The 16227-nt window shown below is 70.2% G+C and carries 15 protein-coding genes; 7 read left to right on the top strand and 8 right to left on the bottom strand.

The window, feature by feature from the left end; translation table 11 throughout:
- Positions 1 to 262 (bottom strand): zinc-dependent metalloprotease (locus ACRDP3_RS16985; RefSeq protein WP_431517799.1); only part of this gene is annotated, 262 nt, incomplete at its 3' end.
- 47 nt (positions 263 to 309) lie between these two features.
- Positions 310 to 1911 (bottom strand): D-alanyl-D-alanine carboxypeptidase/D-alanyl-D-alanine endopeptidase, encoded by a 1602-nt coding sequence (gene dacB / locus ACRDP3_RS16980; protein ID WP_431517798.1) that lies wholly within the window; start codon positions 1909 to 1911, stop codon positions 310 to 312.
- 85 nt (positions 1912 to 1996) lie between these two features.
- Between dacB and ACRDP3_RS16975 the strand changes: the two genes are divergently transcribed.
- Complete coding sequence (locus ACRDP3_RS16975) at positions 1997 to 2488, top strand: inorganic diphosphatase (RefSeq protein WP_431517797.1); 492 nt, start codon at positions 1997 to 1999, stop codon at positions 2486 to 2488.
- A 76-nt stretch (positions 2489 to 2564) separates the two neighbouring features.
- Here the strand turns inward: ACRDP3_RS16975 and ACRDP3_RS16970 are convergent, their stop codons facing one another.
- From ACRDP3_RS16970 to ACRDP3_RS16950, 5 genes are all read right to left on the bottom strand, one after another.
- Positions 2565 to 4214, bottom strand: a complete 1650-nt coding sequence (locus tag ACRDP3_RS16970; protein WP_431517796.1) for a threonine/serine ThrE exporter family protein — start codon at positions 4212 to 4214, stop codon at positions 2565 to 2567.
- Between the two features lie 189 nt (positions 4215 to 4403).
- Complete coding sequence (locus tag ACRDP3_RS16965; RefSeq protein WP_431517795.1) at positions 4404 to 5045, bottom strand: PadR family transcriptional regulator; 642 nt, start codon at positions 5043 to 5045, stop codon at positions 4404 to 4406.
- A gap of 90 nt (positions 5046 to 5135) precedes the next feature.
- On the bottom strand, positions 5136 to 5720 hold the full coding sequence (locus tag ACRDP3_RS16960; protein WP_431517794.1) for a DinB family protein: 585 nt from the start codon (positions 5718 to 5720) through the stop codon (positions 5136 to 5138).
- A 112-nt stretch (positions 5721 to 5832) separates the two neighbouring features.
- A complete protein-coding gene (locus ACRDP3_RS16955) occupies positions 5833 to 7290 on the bottom strand; it encodes an aldehyde dehydrogenase family protein (protein WP_431517793.1) in 1458 nt (485 codons plus the stop codon).
- 66 nt (positions 7291 to 7356) lie between these two features.
- Positions 7357 to 8196, bottom strand: coding sequence for a helix-turn-helix domain-containing protein (locus ACRDP3_RS16950; RefSeq protein ID WP_431517792.1), 840 nt, complete (start codon positions 8194 to 8196; stop codon positions 7357 to 7359).
- A 351-nt stretch (positions 8197 to 8547) separates the two neighbouring features.
- On the opposite strand from ACRDP3_RS16950, the gene ACRDP3_RS16945 reads away from it, so the two are divergent.
- Positions 8548 to 9081, top strand: coding sequence for an ATP-binding protein (locus ACRDP3_RS16945; protein ID WP_431517791.1), 534 nt, complete (start codon positions 8548 to 8550; stop codon positions 9079 to 9081).
- Positions 9082 to 9186: 105 nt separating this feature from the next.
- Here ACRDP3_RS16945 and ACRDP3_RS16940 read toward each other — a convergent pair whose 3' ends face one another.
- Positions 9187 to 9426, bottom strand: a complete 240-nt coding sequence (locus ACRDP3_RS16940) for a DUF397 domain-containing protein (RefSeq protein ID WP_431517790.1) — start codon at positions 9424 to 9426, stop codon at positions 9187 to 9189.
- Positions 9427 to 9740: 314 nt separating this feature from the next.
- Here ACRDP3_RS16940 and ACRDP3_RS16935 point away from each other — a divergent pair, with 314 nt between their 5' ends.
- From ACRDP3_RS16935 to ACRDP3_RS16915, 5 genes are all read left to right on the top strand, one after another.
- A complete protein-coding gene (locus tag ACRDP3_RS16935; protein WP_431517789.1) occupies positions 9741 to 11738 on the top strand; it encodes an ABC transporter ATP-binding protein in 1998 nt (665 codons plus the stop codon).
- 62 nt (positions 11739 to 11800) lie between these two features.
- Positions 11801 to 12826 carry a rod shape-determining protein gene (locus tag ACRDP3_RS16930; protein WP_431517788.1) on the top strand — a complete coding sequence of 342 codons (1026 nt, stop codon included), beginning with the start codon at positions 11801 to 11803 and terminating at the stop codon, positions 12824 to 12826.
- Positions 12827 to 12880: 54 nt separating this feature from the next.
- A complete protein-coding gene (locus ACRDP3_RS16925) occupies positions 12881 to 13087 on the top strand; it encodes a DUF2277 domain-containing protein (protein WP_431517787.1) in 207 nt (68 codons plus the stop codon).
- 90 nt (positions 13088 to 13177) lie between these two features.
- Entirely contained in the window at positions 13178 to 14920 is a 1743-nt protein-coding gene (locus ACRDP3_RS16920; RefSeq protein ID WP_431517786.1) for a BCCT family transporter, read from the top strand.
- 245 nt (positions 14921 to 15165) lie between these two features.
- Positions 15166 to 16149: a Bug family tripartite tricarboxylate transporter substrate binding protein gene (locus tag ACRDP3_RS16915; RefSeq protein WP_431517785.1), complete on the top strand. Its 984-nt coding sequence runs from the start codon at positions 15166 to 15168 to the stop codon at positions 16147 to 16149.
- Positions 16150 to 16227: the final 78 nt, after the last annotated feature.

Below are 16227 nucleotides of genomic sequence, written 5' to 3'. Positions count from 1 at the left end.
CCCTGAACCCTGCGACGTTGGCGCGCACCCAGCCGGGACGGTCGACGACGAGGACGGGGGTGTCCGAATCCACGGGCCGTTCGGGCTGCATGCGCGTGAACCCGCGGACGTGTTCCTCGGACGCCTTGGCGTGGCGCCGCAGCTCGGCCACCACGGCTCGCGCGTCCTCGCGGGTCACTTCGGGGCCCGGCCGTACGAGCCGGGTCGCGGTCGAGACCGCGAGATTCCAGTCGACCATCTCCACACCACCGAGGCTCGTCATGACTTCACGGTACGTGGCGTTACGGCAGGGCGGGAGGCTGCGCCGCGTCAGCCGGACGAAGGCGAGTCGCGGCAGCCGCAGTTGGCGAGGGCCGCGGCCAGCCGGTCCAGGGAGTTCTGCGCCGCGGTCCGGTCGGTGGTGCCGGTTGTCACGAAGGCGAAGACCAGCAGGCGTCCGTCCGCGTCCACGACGGTGCCGGCGAGCGCGTTGACGCCGGTCAGGGTTCCCGTCTTGGCCCGTACCAGGCCGGCGCCCGGCTCCCCCTTGTCGCCGCCGTAGCGGCTGCCCAGGGTGCCGCTGAAGTGGGCGACCGGCAGGCCCGTCAGCACCGGCCGCAGCTCGGGACGGCCCGGGTCGGCGGCCCGCACCAGCAGCTGGGTGAGCAGCGCCGTGGTGACCTTGTCGTCGCGGCTGAGTCCGCTGCCGTCCGCGAAGTGCGCCCCGGCCAACGGCAGACCCAGCTTGCCGAGCCGGTGCTTCACGGCCTTCCCGGCTCCCTTGAAGCTCGCGGGATCGCCGGCGGCGAGGGCGGTCTGGCGGGCCAGGGCCTCGGCGATGTCGTTGTCGCTGTGGGTCAGCATGCGTTCGACGAGCGCGGAGACCGGCGCGGACCGGTGCACGGCCAGCTCCTTCGCCTTCCCGGCCGCCCTTTCCTTCCCGGGCTTGCCCTTGACGTCGATGCCGTGCTTCTCCAGCGCCTTGCCGAAGTCGGCTGCGGCGTCGCCCGCCGGGTCGGTGGCGCGGGGGGCGGGACCGTGCGCGGGACCGTCCCCGCCGTCGCCCTCGCCGTCGCCGCCGCCGAGCCGGGCCTCGTCGACCATGAGGGGGCTCACCGGGGCGAGGTTGTCGCTCGCGCCCCCGGGGTGCCGCACGGGGCCGCTGTAGCGGGAGGTGTCGTAGCCGAGGAAGACCTTGCCGGTGTGGCGTGCGCGCAGCGTACGGGCCGTCTTCCCGGCGAGGCCGTCCAGATCGTCCGCGCTGAGGGTGGGGTCGCCGCCGCCGACGAGGACGACCTCGCCGTCCCCGTCGCCGCGGACGGCGCGCGTCTCGATGCGGTGGTCCGCGCCACGCGCCGACAGCGCCGCGACAGCCGTGGCGAGCTTGACGGTCGAGGCGGGGGTGGCCGGTGTGCGCGGCTTGACGGCGTAGAGCTGCTTGCCGGTGGCGGCGTCCACGACGGAGGCGGTACGCACGGGCCCGAAGGACCCGTCCTTGAACAGCGGTTCCAGCGTGTCGGCGAGTCCGGAGGCGCTGGGCGGCGGCACACCGGCGGCGCCGGGACCGTGCGAGGGCCTTGCCTCGGAGTTGAGCCCGGCCAGCACCTCCGACGCCACGCGCGCACCGCCGCGGCCCCGTCCGGCGCCGGTGTGGTGAGTGCCACTGCCCCGGTCCCGGTCCTGGGCGGCGGCCCGGGACCGCTCGGCCGTACGCTGGCCCGAGTCCCACGGTCCGGTCGCGGCCACCGCCGTTACCGCGACCACCAGTCCGAGTGCGGCGGACCCCGCCGTCACCCGCGCGGTCTGCCGCTGCTGCGGCGTCGCGGTTCGCCAGTGCTGCCGGATCCGCTGCTCGTACCGCCGGGCACCCGCCCGGATCTTCCGGTACGCCCGGATCGCGGTGTCACGCACCTCTGCGGCGGTGTCACGCACCTCGATCAGCCCCTTTCGCGCGGGTGTACGTGCGTGGGGGACACTTAATCACCGGATACATGTGTTGATCATGGAGGAGCCTCCCTTGGAGTTCGACGTCGTCATCGAGATCCCGAAGGGTTCGCGGAACAAGTACGAGGTGGACCACGAGACCGGCCGCATCCGGCTGGACCGCCACCTCTTCACCTCGACCGTGTACCCCGCCGACTACGGCTTCGTCGACAACACCCTGGGTGAGGACGGCGACCCGCTGGACGCGCTCGTGCTGCTCGACGAGCCGACCTTCCCCGGCTGCATCATCAAGTCCCGGGCCATCGGCATGTTCCGCATGACGGACGAGGCGGGCGGCGACGACAAGCTGCTGTGCGTACCCGCGTCCGATCCGCGGATGGAGCACCTGCGGGACATCCACCACGTGAGCGAGTTCGACCGGCTGGAGATCCAGCACTTCTTCGAGGTCTACAAGGACCTGGAGCCCGGCAAGTCCGTCGAGGGCGCGAACTGGGTCGGCCGCACCGAGGCGGAGGCCGAGGTCGAAGCGTCGGTCAAGCGCCTGGAGGCTCACGGCTCCCACTGAAGCACCGAACCGGCGGAGCGGCGACACCGGCCGGGCACAGGGGTGCGCCGCACGGCGCACCCCTGTGCGGCCCGCGTCAGAAGCCCCGGGTGCGCTTGGCCGCACGGCGGCCCGGCAGGGGGGTCTCCACACCGGGGCTCTTGATGAAGAGGCGGGCGAGTTCACCCCCGAGGTTGACGCCGATGGCGATGGCCAGGGCGAGGGCGACGGCCCGGGCGATGCTCTGGATGCCCTCGACCATCTGTCCCTGGGCGATGTTGAGCAGGCCGAAGTAGGTCGCGCTGCCGGGCAGCAGCGGTCCGATCGCCGCGGTGATGAAGGGCAGTGAGGACGCGAACTGGTAGCGGGACATCAACTGCCCGAAGAGGCCGACCAGTCCGGCCGCGGCGACCGTGGCGGGTACGGAGTTGATGCCGCCGAAGTCGTGGAGCGTGCCGTACACCAGCCAGGCCACACCTCCGTTGAGGGTGGCGAGCAGGACGGTGTGACGTTCCTGCTGGAGCAGTACGCAGAAGGCCAGCGCCAGCAGCATCGCGGCCATCAGCTGGATCGGCGGCCGGATCTCCCCTTGCAGCCCCTCCGGGCTGAGTTCCGCCTTGAGCTTGGAACCGATGTAGAGCACCACCAGGACGCCACCCACGATGCCGACGATCAGGTAGATGACCTCCAGCAGCCGGGCCGCCGCGGTGATGTAGAAACCGGTCAACCCGTCGTGCACCGCGGCGACCAGCGCCCGCCCGGGAATCAGCGCGAAGAGCCCGCCCGTGATGACCGCCGCCGCCTGAAGCTCCGACTGGTTGTAGGGGTCCACCAGTGCCACGCCGACACCCATCGCGGCGGGCGGCATCGCCGCGGCCGTGAACTGGTAGAACTCCGGCAGTCCGCGCCCCGCGCACAGCCACGCCAGCCGGTCGCCGAGCATCGCGCCGACCGCCGCCAGCACGAAGACCAGTCCGTCGCCGCCGACCAGCAGCGACGCCGCACCCGACAGCAGACCGCTGGCGACCGTCAGCGCGCCCTTGGAGAACGGGTGCCGGTTGCGCCGCATCTCGGCGAGCCGGCGGTAGGCCTCCTCCAGCGTGACCTCGCCCTTGGTGATGTCGTCGACGAGCCGGAAGACGGCCGCGAGCCGCGTGTAGTCGGTGCCCCTGCGGCGTACGGTGCGACCGACCGTCACCGGATCGTCGACCAGCGAGGGCTGGTGCGTGATGGAGATCAGGGTGAAGGTGACGGTGGGCTCACAGCGGTCGAGCCCGTACGCGTGCGCCACTCCGAACATCGCCGCCTCGACGTCCTCGGCCCCCTCCCCGCCCGCGAGCAGCAGTTCGCCGATGCGGAGGGTGAGGTCGAGTACGCGCGGGACCGCCGGGCCCGTTTCCGTCTCCTCGCTGCGGCTGAGCCGTTCCGGTGCGGGGCGCTCGGCGAGCGGCATCCGGATCATGGTCCGCATCCGGTCCTGCCAGGGTGCGCCCGGCTTGACCAGCGAGACCTTCGGGATGCCCTCGGGCGGGGTGAAGGCGCTGCCGAACTCCAGCGGCGGCGACGTCAGGAAGCCCTCGGGAAGGGAGAACTCCGAGGTCGGGTGCTCGTCCTCCGGGACCGGAGGCAACGGCATTCCCAGCGGTGGCGTGAACGCGCTGTGCGTCTCTTCCGAGGGCCCTCCGGCGTCCTCCGGACTCTCCCCGTCCGCCGCCGACCGGCTGTTCCGCTTCGGCTCCCCGACCACTTTCCGCCCGCTCCCTGGCACTCGCGCCACAGCATTCGCCCTGATCTTCGCAGCATAAGGTCGCTGCTCTCCGGGCGCTCCGGCCAGGGGTGCCGGTGCTGGTGCGCGCCGTAGTGGTAAGGGGCTCGCGCTTTGGCGCGAGCCCCTTACGACCTGCTGGCCGGCCCCAGGAACCGCCGCCTTGATGAGCTACTTCTCCGATGAACTGCCCGATTTCTCCGCGTAGGGGTTCTTCATGCCGGGCGGCAGCACGGTCGGGTGCCGCTCGCCCTCGCCCGCCATCACGTACGCGCCGTCCTCCAGGCGTTCCACCAGCCCGCGCGTCCACCGCGCGCCGCTCTCCGAGTTGTACACCCAGAGCTTCATGATCTCGCCGATGTGGCCCCACTCCTCGGGCGTGCTCTCGGCCGGCGTCCAGTGCTCCGTCACCTCGGCCCGCCACGCGTCCAGCGCGGCGATCCGCTCCTTGAGCAGTGCGACGGCCTCGTCCCGCGGCAGGTCGACGAGGAAGCCGATGCCGGAGGTCAGCATGTCCGGCTTCTCGTCGATCGCGGTGAGCGCGTGCCGCAGCAGTCTGAAGAACTCGGCCTCGCCGGCGTCCGTCAGCTCGTACTCCGTACGCGGCGGCCCTCCGGCGGTGCTGGGCGCCGTGTCGTACGGGCGCAGCAGATCCTGCTTCGCCAGTTGCTTGAGCGCGTGGTAGATCGATCCCGGCTTGGCGTTGGACCACTCATGGGCGCCCCAGAACTCCAGGTCGTTGCGCACCATGTAGCCGTGTGCCCGCCCGTGCAGACGCACCGCGCCCAGCACCAGCAGCCGGATCGCCGACATCGTCCCTCGCTTCCGCTCCGCCGCCCCCGTCTGGCCTTCCGTCAGCCTAGACGGGCGTGGGGGCGGCTCGTGGCGGCGGCCGGCGGGGCGCTACCGCTGGGCGTCCGGTCCGAAGGCCGACCAGTCCGGCTCCGGCATCGCGCCGGTCTCGAAGACGAGATCGAAGGCGCCCTTGCCGTCGATGCTCTCCCGGATGATGTCGGCGTGTCCCGCGTGCCGCGCGACCTCCTCGATCAGGTGCAGCAGCGCCCAGCGCCAGGAGCGCTTGCCCCCCTCGTCCCAGGGGACCTTGGGCGCGTCGAAGGTCTCGTCGAGCGAGCCCAGCGCCCGTACGGCCGCCTCGGTCTCCCGCGCCACCTGGGCGTACAGATCGAGCAGCGACTCCACGGTCTCGCCCTCACCGGGGTGGAAGCCGTCCTCCCACCCCTTCATGGCCTCCGTGAAGTCGAACTTCCCGTCCCGCCCCTGGAGGGTGCGCAGCCAGCCGCGCTCCCCCGTCGCCACATGTTTGAGCAGGCCGGCGAGGGAGAGCGCACTGGCCGAGGGCACGCTGCGTGCCTGCTCCTCGGTCAGCCCGTGCAGCGCACGGCGGATGCCGCCGCGCTGGGCCTCCAGGTACGCCAGGAGCGCGCCACGCTCGTCACCAGGAGCCTCGGACTTCACCACTACCGGCATGGCCGTCACCTTCCGCCAGGAGCCGCCAATCCGGCGCCTCTCGATGACCACCACGCTATGAGGCCTTGCGGTCAGCCGCTGTCCTCGAGCCGAGTCGCCTGGAACGAGGCGACTAGAAGGGGAAGCCGCTGCGTTCGTACTGGACGGAGATCCACTTGGTGCTGGTGAAGGCCTCCACCATCTGCTCGCCGTTCAGCCGCCCCACCCCCGAGTTCTTCTGGCCGCCGAAGGGCACGATCGGCTCGTCGGCGACCGTGGAGTCGTTGACGTGGATCATGCCCGCGTCGATCCGGTGGGCGACTCGGATGCCACGGTCGATGTCGCCGGTGTGCACGGCACCGCTCAGTCCGTACGGGGTGTCGTTGGCGACCCGCACGGCTTCCTCCTCGCCGTCCACCGGGATGATCAGGGCGACGGGGCCGAATATCTCCTCGCGGAGCGCGGGCGACTCGGGAGGCAGGTCGGTCAGGACGCTGGGCGAGACGACGTTGCCGTCAGCCGAGCCCCGTACGAGCGCGGTGGCGCCGCCCGCGACGGTCTGCTCGACCATGAGGGTCACGTTGTCGGCCTGCGCCGAGTTGATGAGCGGGCCGATGTGAGTGCCCGGGTCCTCCGGGTCGCCCACCTTCAGCGTCTTGACCTTGGCGACGAACTTCTCGGTGAACGCGTCGGCGACCGCGCGGTCCACGATGATGCGGTTGGCCGCCATGCAGACTTGGCCCTGGTGCACGAAGCGGCTGAAGACCGCCGCGTCGACGGCGTAGTCGACATCGGCGTCGTCCAGCACGATCAGGGCGCTGTTGCCGCCCAGTTCCAGCACGGCACGCTTGAAGTGCGAGGCGGCCACGGTCGCGACGTGGCGGCCGACCCGGTCCGAACCGGTGAAGGAGATGACCTTCGGCACCGGGTGGTCGATCAGCGCGTCGCCGATCTCGGCGATGTCGGTGATCACGACGTTCAGCAGCCCGGCCGGCAGGCCCGCGTCCTCAAGCACCTTGGCGACCAGACCGCCGCCGCACACAGGGGTGTTCTGGTGGGGCTTGAGCACGACCGCGTTACCGAGGGCGAGTGCGGGCGCCACCGACTTCAGCGAGAGCAGGAAGGGGAAGTTGAAGGGAGAGATCACCCCGACGACCCCCACCGGCACGCGGTAGACGCGGTTCTCCTTGCCGTCGACGGGCGAGGGCACGATCCGGCCTTCGGGGCGCAGGGCCAGCTGGATCGCCTCGCGCAGGAACTCCTTGGCCAGGTGCAGTTCGAAGGCGGCCTTCAGCCGCGTACCACCGAGCTCGGCGATGATCGCCTCGGTGATCTCCCGCTCGTGCTCCTCGATGATGCGTATCGCACGTTCGAAGACCAGCCGGCGGGTGTACGGGTTCGACTTCGCCCAGTCGCGCTGGTGCCGTTCGGCGGCCCGGTAGGCCTGGTCGACCTCGGCGGTCGTGGCCACCGTGATCGAGGCGAGCTTGTCGCCGCTGAAGGGGTTGAAGTCGATGATGTCCCAGGAGCCACTGCCCTGGCGCCATTCACCGTCGATGTACTGCAGCGCCAGGTCCGTGAAGTAGGACATGCCAATCCTTCGTGGGGGTCGAACGAGCAGAGCTCCTTACTGATGGCACGTCATCCTACGTGGCCGTCAGACAAGTTGGCGGATAGTGCGAAGATGTTCACGGCTTCGTGAAGGATCGAGACTGTTCTTCACCAGTCGCTCCAACACCAGGTCGTAGTGGGCGACTTCGTCCTTCTTGTCCAGATACAGCGCGCTGGTCAGCTGCTCCAGATAGACCACGTCGTTCAGGTCGGACTCGGGGAACCGCAGCAGCGTGAAGGCACCGCTCTCGGCGGGGTGCCCGCCCAGATCGAACGGCACGATCTGAACAGTGACGTTGGGCAGCTCCGAGACCTCCGCGAGGTGTCGCAGCTGGGCGTCCATGATGGCGTGACTGCCGAACGGGCGGCGCAGCGCCGCCTCGTCCAGGACACACAGGAACCGCGGCGCCTGCTCGCCCAGCAGCAGCTTCTGACGCTCCAGCCGCAACGCGACCCGGCGCTCGACCTCTTCCTCCGCGAGGGGCGTGCGGTGGCCCGCTGTGACCACCGCGTGGGCGTAGTCCTCGGTCTGCAGCAGACCGTGCACGAACTGCACCTCATAGGTGTTGATGTGCGAGGCGGCGCCCTCCAGACCGACGTAGGTCTGGAACCACCCCGGCAGCACATCGCTGTAGCTGTGCCACCAGCCGGCGATGCTCGAATCCCTCGCCAGCCCGAGCAGCGGTTCACGCTCGGACTCGTCGGTCACTCCGTACAGCGTGAGCAGGTCCGCCACATCGCGCCCCTTGAAGCTGACCCGGCCCAGTTCCATCCTGCTGATCTTGGACTCGGACGCCCGGATCGAGTAGCCCGCGGCTTCGCGGGTCACGCCGCGGGCCTCGCGGAGCCGCCGCAGCTGGGATCCGAGCAGGATGCGCCGCACCATCGACCCGCTTGAGCTGGTTTTTCCGTTCGTGCCGCCACTCGTGCTCGTTGCCGGTTTTGTCGTCATTTCCAGAAACCCTTCGCCCCTGCACTGAGGGAAGTGTGCCACTAATGCGCTCCGTTGCGTGCCCGGGTGATTACACACGATCGAAAGTCACTCGTGCACGTGCATCTGCCCTTGCATCTGCTGTGCGCATTGGCAACCATGGGGATCGCACAAGTGCACTCGGTGCCAGCGCAGTTGCGGCACTCCGGGCACGGCCGACAAGGATCAGCGAGAACCATTCGGGACAGCAAGCCGACCGGATCCACACAGGATCAACACTGCCGCGAACGCCAGGAGTGGCTCGTCATGGGGACCGAAGGATCGACCGTGCTGGAGCCCTTGTGGCGGGGGCTTCCGCATCTCGACCAGTCGACCGTCTCCGGTTCCGCCACCTGCGCGCTGCCGCCGCGCTTCGATTCAGTAAAGGGCGCACGGGACTTCACCCGCGAGACACTGCAACGCTGGCGGCTGGACGCGGAGTTCGACGGCGTCGGCTTGGTCGTCTCCGAACTGGTCACCAACGCGCTGCGGCACGGACTCACTTCACCGGGGCCGATGACAGGCCCGGCGCCGGGTCCCGCGCTCGAACTGACCTCTCCGGTGCGGCTGGACCTGATCCGCTGGGCGGCGCGGCTGGTGTGTGCCGTACGCGATCCGAGCGGCACCCCGCCGAAGGCGGCCACTCCCCGCGAGTGCGGGGAGTACGTCGACTTCACCTCCGAGTCGGGCCGCGGCCTGTGTCTAGTGGAATCCTTCAGCGACGGCTGGGGCTGGCACCCGTTGACGGGCATGGCGCGCGGCAAGGTCGTCTGGGCACTGTTCCGGATCGACCCCGCGTGACGGCCTGGTGCGCACCGTCCGGCCCCGCCCGTGGCGGCGCTGCCGGCCGCGCCGATGTCACAGCATGCTCAACCTCTGCCGCGCTGCGGGCGTCTGACGGAAAGGTCAGTCCCGCCCGAGGTGGTCGAACTCGCCGTCTTTGACGCCGAGCAGCATGGCTTCGATCTCGGCGGGTGTGTAGACGAGAGCGGGACCGTCGGGGAAGCGTGAGTTCCGTACGGCGACATCGCCGCAGGGAAGCCGGGCGAACTCCACGCAGGTGCCCTGCGAGTTGCTGTGCCGGCTCTTCTGCCACGCGACCCCGTGCAGGTCCCTGGCGGCCATGCCGTTGTGGGCGTGAGGCAATTGGATCTCCCGGGCTGGTCATGTCCGGTTGGTCGCACGGTGCGGAATCCGTGCGGAGTGCGGACACCGTTATCCGTCAACTGCCCCGGAGCATAGCCCTGTTCCCGTGCCAATGCATGTGCCGATGCACGTGCACGACACCCTGTCGTGATCCCATCACAGCCGGTCAAACCGGGTTGCGGAGCGATGATGAGCCGCTACACCGGGTCCCGCACGACCCCGGACCAGGCAGCCGCGCCTTGACTTGAAGTTTGCTTCAACTCTTATGTTCCGTTCACACACCCGTCACCGGCACCGCACCCGCAGGAGCGACCATGAGCATGGAGATGACCGCGTGGAACGCGCTCTACAACGCGCACCACGCACCACAGGATCAGCGCCCCTTCTCCCGGGCCGCCCTGACCCGCATCCTCCGCTTCGCCCACCGCCACCACCGCGCGCTGGTGGCCTTCCTCGTCTTCAGCGGCGCGCTCGCCCTCCTCACCGTCGCCACCCCCCTCCTCGCCGGCCGGGTGGTGAACGCCATCGTCGACCACGCGACGCCGCGCACCGTCATGATGCTCGCCCTGCTGATCGCACTCATCGCCGTCGCCGAGGCCACCGCCGGGCTGCTCACCCGCCGGCTGTCGGCCAGGATCGGCGAGGGCCTGATCCTCGATCTGCGGACGGCCGTCTACGACCACGTGCAGCGCATGCCCGTCGCCTTCTTCACCCGCACCCGCACCGGCGCGCTGGTCAGCCGTCTCAACAACGACGTGATCGGCGCCCAGCGCGCCTTCAGCAACACCCTCTCCCAGGTCGTCAGCAACCTGGTCACCCTGCTGCTGACGCTGGCCGTGATGCTCCGGCTGTCGTGGCAGATCACGCTCCTGGCGCTCGTACTGCTGCCGCTGTTCGTCCTGCCCGCCCGCCGGATGGGCGCCCGGCTAGCCAGGCTGGAGCGCGAGCGCGCCAACCACAACGCCGCGATGAGCACCCAGATGACCGAGCGCTTCTCCGCGCCCGGCGCCACGCTCGTCAAGCTCTTCGGACGGCCGGACGAGGAGTCAGCCGAGTTCGCCGGCCGGGCCCGCCGGGTGCGGGACATCGGCATCCGTACCGCCATGGTCCAGCACCTCTTCATCACCGCGCTCACGCTCGTCTCCGCGCTCGCCCTCGCGCTCGTCTACGGGCTCGGCGGCTGGTACGCGCTGCGCGGCACGCTCGACTCGGGCACCGTCGTCTCCCTCGCCCTGCTGCTGACCCGCCTCTACGCGCCGCTCACCGCCCTCGCCAGTGCCCGGGTCGAGGTGATGAGCGCGCTGGTCAGCTTCCAGCGGGTCTTCGAGGTGCTCGACCTCCAGCCGCTGATCACCGACAAGCCCGGCGCGGCGGCGGTGCCCGAGGGGCCGGTCTCCGTCGAGTTCGACGACGTCCGCTTCGGCTATCCGGCCGCCGACAAGGTCTCCCTGGCCTCACTGGAGGAGGTCGCCACCCTCGACGCGCGCGGCGGCGAGGAGGTCCTGCACGGCATCTCCTTCCGCGCGGAGCCCGGACAACTGGTCGCCCTGGTGGGCTCCTCGGGTGCGGGCAAGTCGACCATCGCCTCGCTGGCGCCGCGCCTCTACGACGTGGACGGCGGCGCCGTACGCATCGGCGGCACGGACGTACGCGAGCTGACCGCCGCATCCCTGCGGCGCACCCTCGGCATGGTCACCCAGGACGGCCACCTCTTCCACGACACCGTCCGCGCCAACCTGCTGCTGCCGCGTCCCGGCGCCGCCGAGGAGGAGCTGTGGGACGCGCTGCGCCGGGCCCGCCTGGACGGCCTGATCGCCTCGCTGCCCGACGGACTGGACACGGTCGTCGGCGAGCGCGGCTACCGCCTGTCGGGCGGGGAGCGGCAGCGGCTGACCATCGCCCGGCTGCTGCTGGCACAGCCCCGGGTCGTCATCCTGGACGAGGCCACCGCCCATCTGGACTCGACGTCGGAGGCGGCCGTGCAGGAGGCGCTGGGCGAGGCGCTGGCGGGCCGCACATCCGTGGTGATCGCGCACCGGCTGTCGACCGTACGGGCGGCGGATCTCATCCTCGTACTGGAGGACGGGCGCATCGTGGAGCGCGGTACCCACACGGAACTGCTGGCGCTGGGCGGACGCTACGAGCAGCTGTACCGGACGCAGTTCAGCGAGCGGCCCCCGGTGAAGGCACCGACGCCGGTGGCGGTGGCGGCGGCACTGACGCCGACGCCCGTACCCACCCAGGAGGACGCAGCGGCGTCACCCGAGCAGACCCCTCCAGCGGGCGGCGGTGCGGGGCTGCGGGCACGCTGAGGACTGGCTCGACGCGCGCGCGGGTCACCCTCTCCCACGCACCGGTAAGGACGGGATGCACCGTGACCGACCCGCTTGAGCAACTGCGCCGCTGTTCCGTCGCCGTCGACGTCGGCTCCTCGCGGACCCGCGTCCATATCAAGCAGGCGGGTCTCGTCGTCGATGAACCATCCGTCGTGGCGGTGAACACCTTCTCCGGAGCCCTGATCGCGGTGGGCACCGCCGCGGACCGGATGGACGGCCGCACGCCCGGTCACATCCGGGTCATCCGCCCGGTCTGCAACGGCACCGTGATCGACATCGAGATGGCGCAGCGGATGCTGCGCGCGCTGGTCGGCTCGACTGTCCGGCGGGCGTGGCGGCGCAGGGGCGCGATGCAGCGCGCGGCGGTCACCATTCCGCACAACGCCGACCCGCTCGCGCGCCGCGCCGCGATCGAGACGCTGACCGGGGTGGGTGCCCGCCAGGTGGAACTGGTCGACACCCCCACGGCGGCCGGGGTCGGCTGCGGGCTGCCGGTCGAGCAGCCGGAGGCGACCATGATCCTGGTGTGCGGTGCCACCACCACCCAGATCGCGGTGCTGTCACTGGGCGCGATCGTCTCGGCCACGACGGTGCCGATGGGCGGCGACACCATCCATCACGCCGTCATCCAGCACTTGCGCAACCACCACGAGCTGATCCTGCCCAGCCAGGCCGTACGTCCGCTGCACCTGGCGCTGACGGGTGGCGCGGACGCACCGGAGACCACCGAGGTCTGGGGCCGCGACGTGGCGACGGGCATGGCCCGCACGGTGTGCATCAACCCCGACGACGTACGGGCGGCCATAGAGGCTCCCCTGATCGGCCTCTCCGACGCGATCCGCGGAGTGCTGCACAACTGCCCGCCCGACCTGGTCGCGGACCTCGCCGACCGCGGCATGGTGCTGGCGGGCGGCAGCGCGCTGCTGCCCGGGCTGGACACGCGTCTCCGGTCGGGTACGGGCATGCCGGTGCACATCGCGGAGCATCCCTCGCTGAGCGCGGTCAACGGCCTCGCGGCGATGGTGGAGGGCCAGATCAGACCGCTGGGTGCGGAGGTGCACTGAAGGGGCGGTGCGAGCGGCGGTGGGAGCGGCGGTGCGGGGCGTAGCGTCGGGAGCATGTGCAGAAACATCAAGACCCTGCGTCCGCCCTACGCGGAGAGCGTCACCGAGGACGACATGCGGGCGGCGGCCCTGCAGTACGTGCGGAAGGTGTCCGGATTCCGGCAGCCCGCCCGGCACAACGCCGAAGCCTTCGAACAGGCCGTCGACCGGGTCGCCGCCGCCACCGAGGACCTGCTGTCGTCGCTCGTCGTTCACCGTTGAACACAATCTGATAACCCTCTGGCATGGTGACCAGGAAGTCGGGTAGCTGCATCCCGATCTGAGCTGACCCAGGACGGAAAGGCCACAAGCGTGCCGGATAAACGGGTGGAACCGACGGAACCGAACAGAGAACCACCGGGAGGCGCCTCCGGCGGTCTGCGGGCGGTGTTGACCCCGCAGACCGACCGGGTGGTGTTCGGCGTCACGGCGCTGCTGACGCTCGCCTTCATCGTCTGGGGGGCGCTGGGGACGGACTCGCTGGAGAGCGTCTCGACGTCGATGCTGACCAGCACGATGAAGAACGGCGGCTGGGCCTTCGTGCTGGCCGCCTCGGGCTTCGTGGTCTTCTCCCTCTGGCTGGCGTTCAGCCGCTACGGGAAGATCACCCTCGGCAGGGAGGGTGAGGCGCCCGAGTTCAAGACGGTGTCCTGGGTCGCGATGATGTTCAGCGCGGGCATGGGCATCGGCCTGATGTTCTACGGCGTAAACGAGCCGCTCACCCACTTCGCCGACGTGCCGCCCGGCACAGGCGGGAACGGCGGACCCGCCGCGGAGCGGATGGAAACCGCGATGGCGACCACGCTCTTCCACTGGACGGTGTTCCCGTGGGCGATCTACGCGGTCGTCGGGCTCGCCATCGCCTACAGCTGCTTCCGGCGCGGACGCCGGCAGACGGTCAGCGCCGTCTTCACCCCGCTCATCGGTGAGCGGCACGCGAACGGCGGGGTCGGCCGGGTCATCGACATCCTGGCGATCTTCGCCACCCTCTTCGGTTCCGCCGCCTCGCTGGGCCTGGGCGCCCTGCAGATCGGCAGCGGTGTGAAGGAGGTCGGCTGGGCCTCGACCGTCGGCACGCCGATCCTGGTGCTCATCATCGCGGTGCTGACGGCCGCGTTCGTCGCCTCCGCCGTCTCCGGCGTCGCCAAGGGCATCCAGTGGCTCTCCAACATCAACATGGTGCTGGCGGCGCTGCTGGTGGTCTTCGTCTTCGTGGCGGGTCCGACCATTCTGATCCTCAACCTGCTGCCGACGTCCGTCGGTTCGTTCATCGGCGAGCTGCCGCAGATGGCCTCCCGTACGGACTCGACCGCCGGCAAGGACGTCGCCGCCTGGCTGTCGGGCTGGACGGTCTTCTACTGGGCCTGGTGGATCTCCTGGACGCCCTTCGTCGGCATGTTCATCGCCCGGATCAGCCGGGGACGTACGATCCGGCAGTTCGTCGGCGGCGTCATCCTGGTGCCGAGCGTGGTCAGCCTGATCTGGTTCGCGGTCTTCGGCGGCACGGCCATCAGCCTGGAGCGTGGCGGCGCGAAGATCACGGACGAGTCCACGGCCGAGGGCCAGCTCTTCGCGGTGCTGCGGGAGTACCCGATCGCGAGCGTCACCAGCCTGATCGTGATGATGCTGGTCGGCATCTTCTTCGTCTCCGGCGCCGACGCGGCGTCCATCGTGATGGGCACGCTCTCCCAGAAGGGCACCCTGGAGCCGAGCCGGAACGTCGTCATCATCTGGGGTGTGCTGACCGGTGCGGTCGCCGCGATCATGCTGTTGATCGGCGGTGGTGGCGCACAGGCGCTCACGGGCCTGAAGAACCTGACGATTCTGGTCGCCGTGCCGTTCACCCTGGTGATGATCGGCCTGTGCGTGGCGCTCACGCGCGACCTGCGCCGGGACCGCCTCATCGTGACCGGGGAGCGTGGCGAAGAGGCCATCGAGTCGGCCGTCCTGGCCGGTCACGAACAGTACGGCGGCGACTACGAGATCCTGATCGGTCCCGTCGACGGTGACGGTCCCTCCGGCGGCGACAAGGCGGGCACCGTAAGCAAGGAGTGAGCCGGCCCCGTCGCGCGTTCATGACGCCCCGTCACAGCACAGGCTGTGGCGGGGCGTTGTACGTGAGGGGGGGCGGGGGCGCTGCCACGCGGACCGCGAACCGGCGGCATGAACACTACGACCACAACAATCATTAAGTTCTTTCCCGCACAGGGGGCGAAACCGCCGCTTCTCCTGTGCAGCATGTGGGCCGTCCGTGCATCGCTCCCCGTGCCGGATCTCACCCACGAAAGGCGGTGCCCCGCGTGCGCACGCGCACCATTCCCTCCCTGCTCGGGGCGGCGCTGCTCGTACTGATCGGCCCCCCGCTGATCACCACGGGCAGCGGCGCCGAGGCCGGGACGAACATCCCCGGGCTCCAACTCATGGTTCCCAACACCCCCGGCGGCGGCTACGACATCACCGCGCGAACCGCCGCCAAGGACGCCGAGGACGCCGGCCTCAACCACAACGTCGAGGTGTTCAACCTGCCCGGCGCGGGCGGCACCGTCGGCCTGAGCCGGCTCGTCAACGAGCGCGGCAACAGCAAGCTCGCCATGTCGATGGGCCTCGGCGTCGTCGGCGCCGTACGTACCAACCACTCCCCCTCCACACTCGCCGAGGCGACCCCGATCGCCCGGACGGTGGAGGAGCCGGACATCGTCGTGGTCTCGAAGGACTCCAAGTACAAGACCTTCGGCCAGCTGCTCGCCGACTGGAAGAAGAAGCCCCGCTCCATGCCCGTCGGCGGCGGCTCCTCGCCGGGCGGCCCCGACCACCTGGCGCCGATGCTGATGGCCAAGGACGCGGGCATCAAGCCCAAGTCCGTGAACTACGTGCCCTTCGACGGCGGCGGCGAACTCCTCGCCTCGGTGCTGGGCGGCAAGGTCGCCTTCGGGGTCTCCGGCATCGGTGAGTACCGCGACCAGATCAAGTCCGGCGAGCTGCGCCTGCTCGCCGTCACCGGCAAGAAGCGGATCAAGGGCTTCGACGCCCCGACCCTCAAGGAATCCGGCCTGGAGGTGGAGTTCACCAACTGGCGCGGGATCGTGGCCCCGCCCGGCCTGTCCGAGGCCGAGCGCACGAAGCTCATCCACTTCTTCGACGAGCTGCACCGCACACCGCAGTGGAAGAAGTCGCTGAAGCGGAACGGCTGGGACGACGCCTTCCTGACCGGTGAGAAGTACGGCCGATTCATGGACGCCCAGGACAAGCGCGTCCGGACAGTGCTCAAGGAGGTGGGACAGTGACCACCGAACCCGTCACCCCGGACCCGGCCCCGGACCAGGCGCCCGCCCCGGCGCCCGCCCCGGACCGGTCCACCGCCC

It is taken from the genome of Streptomyces sp., from assembly GCF_050698815.1.
In the GTDB taxonomy this organism is placed as follows: Bacteria; Actinomycetota; Actinomycetes; order Streptomycetales; family Streptomycetaceae; genus Streptomyces.
This window is presented reverse-complemented; position numbering and strand designations above follow the sequence as displayed.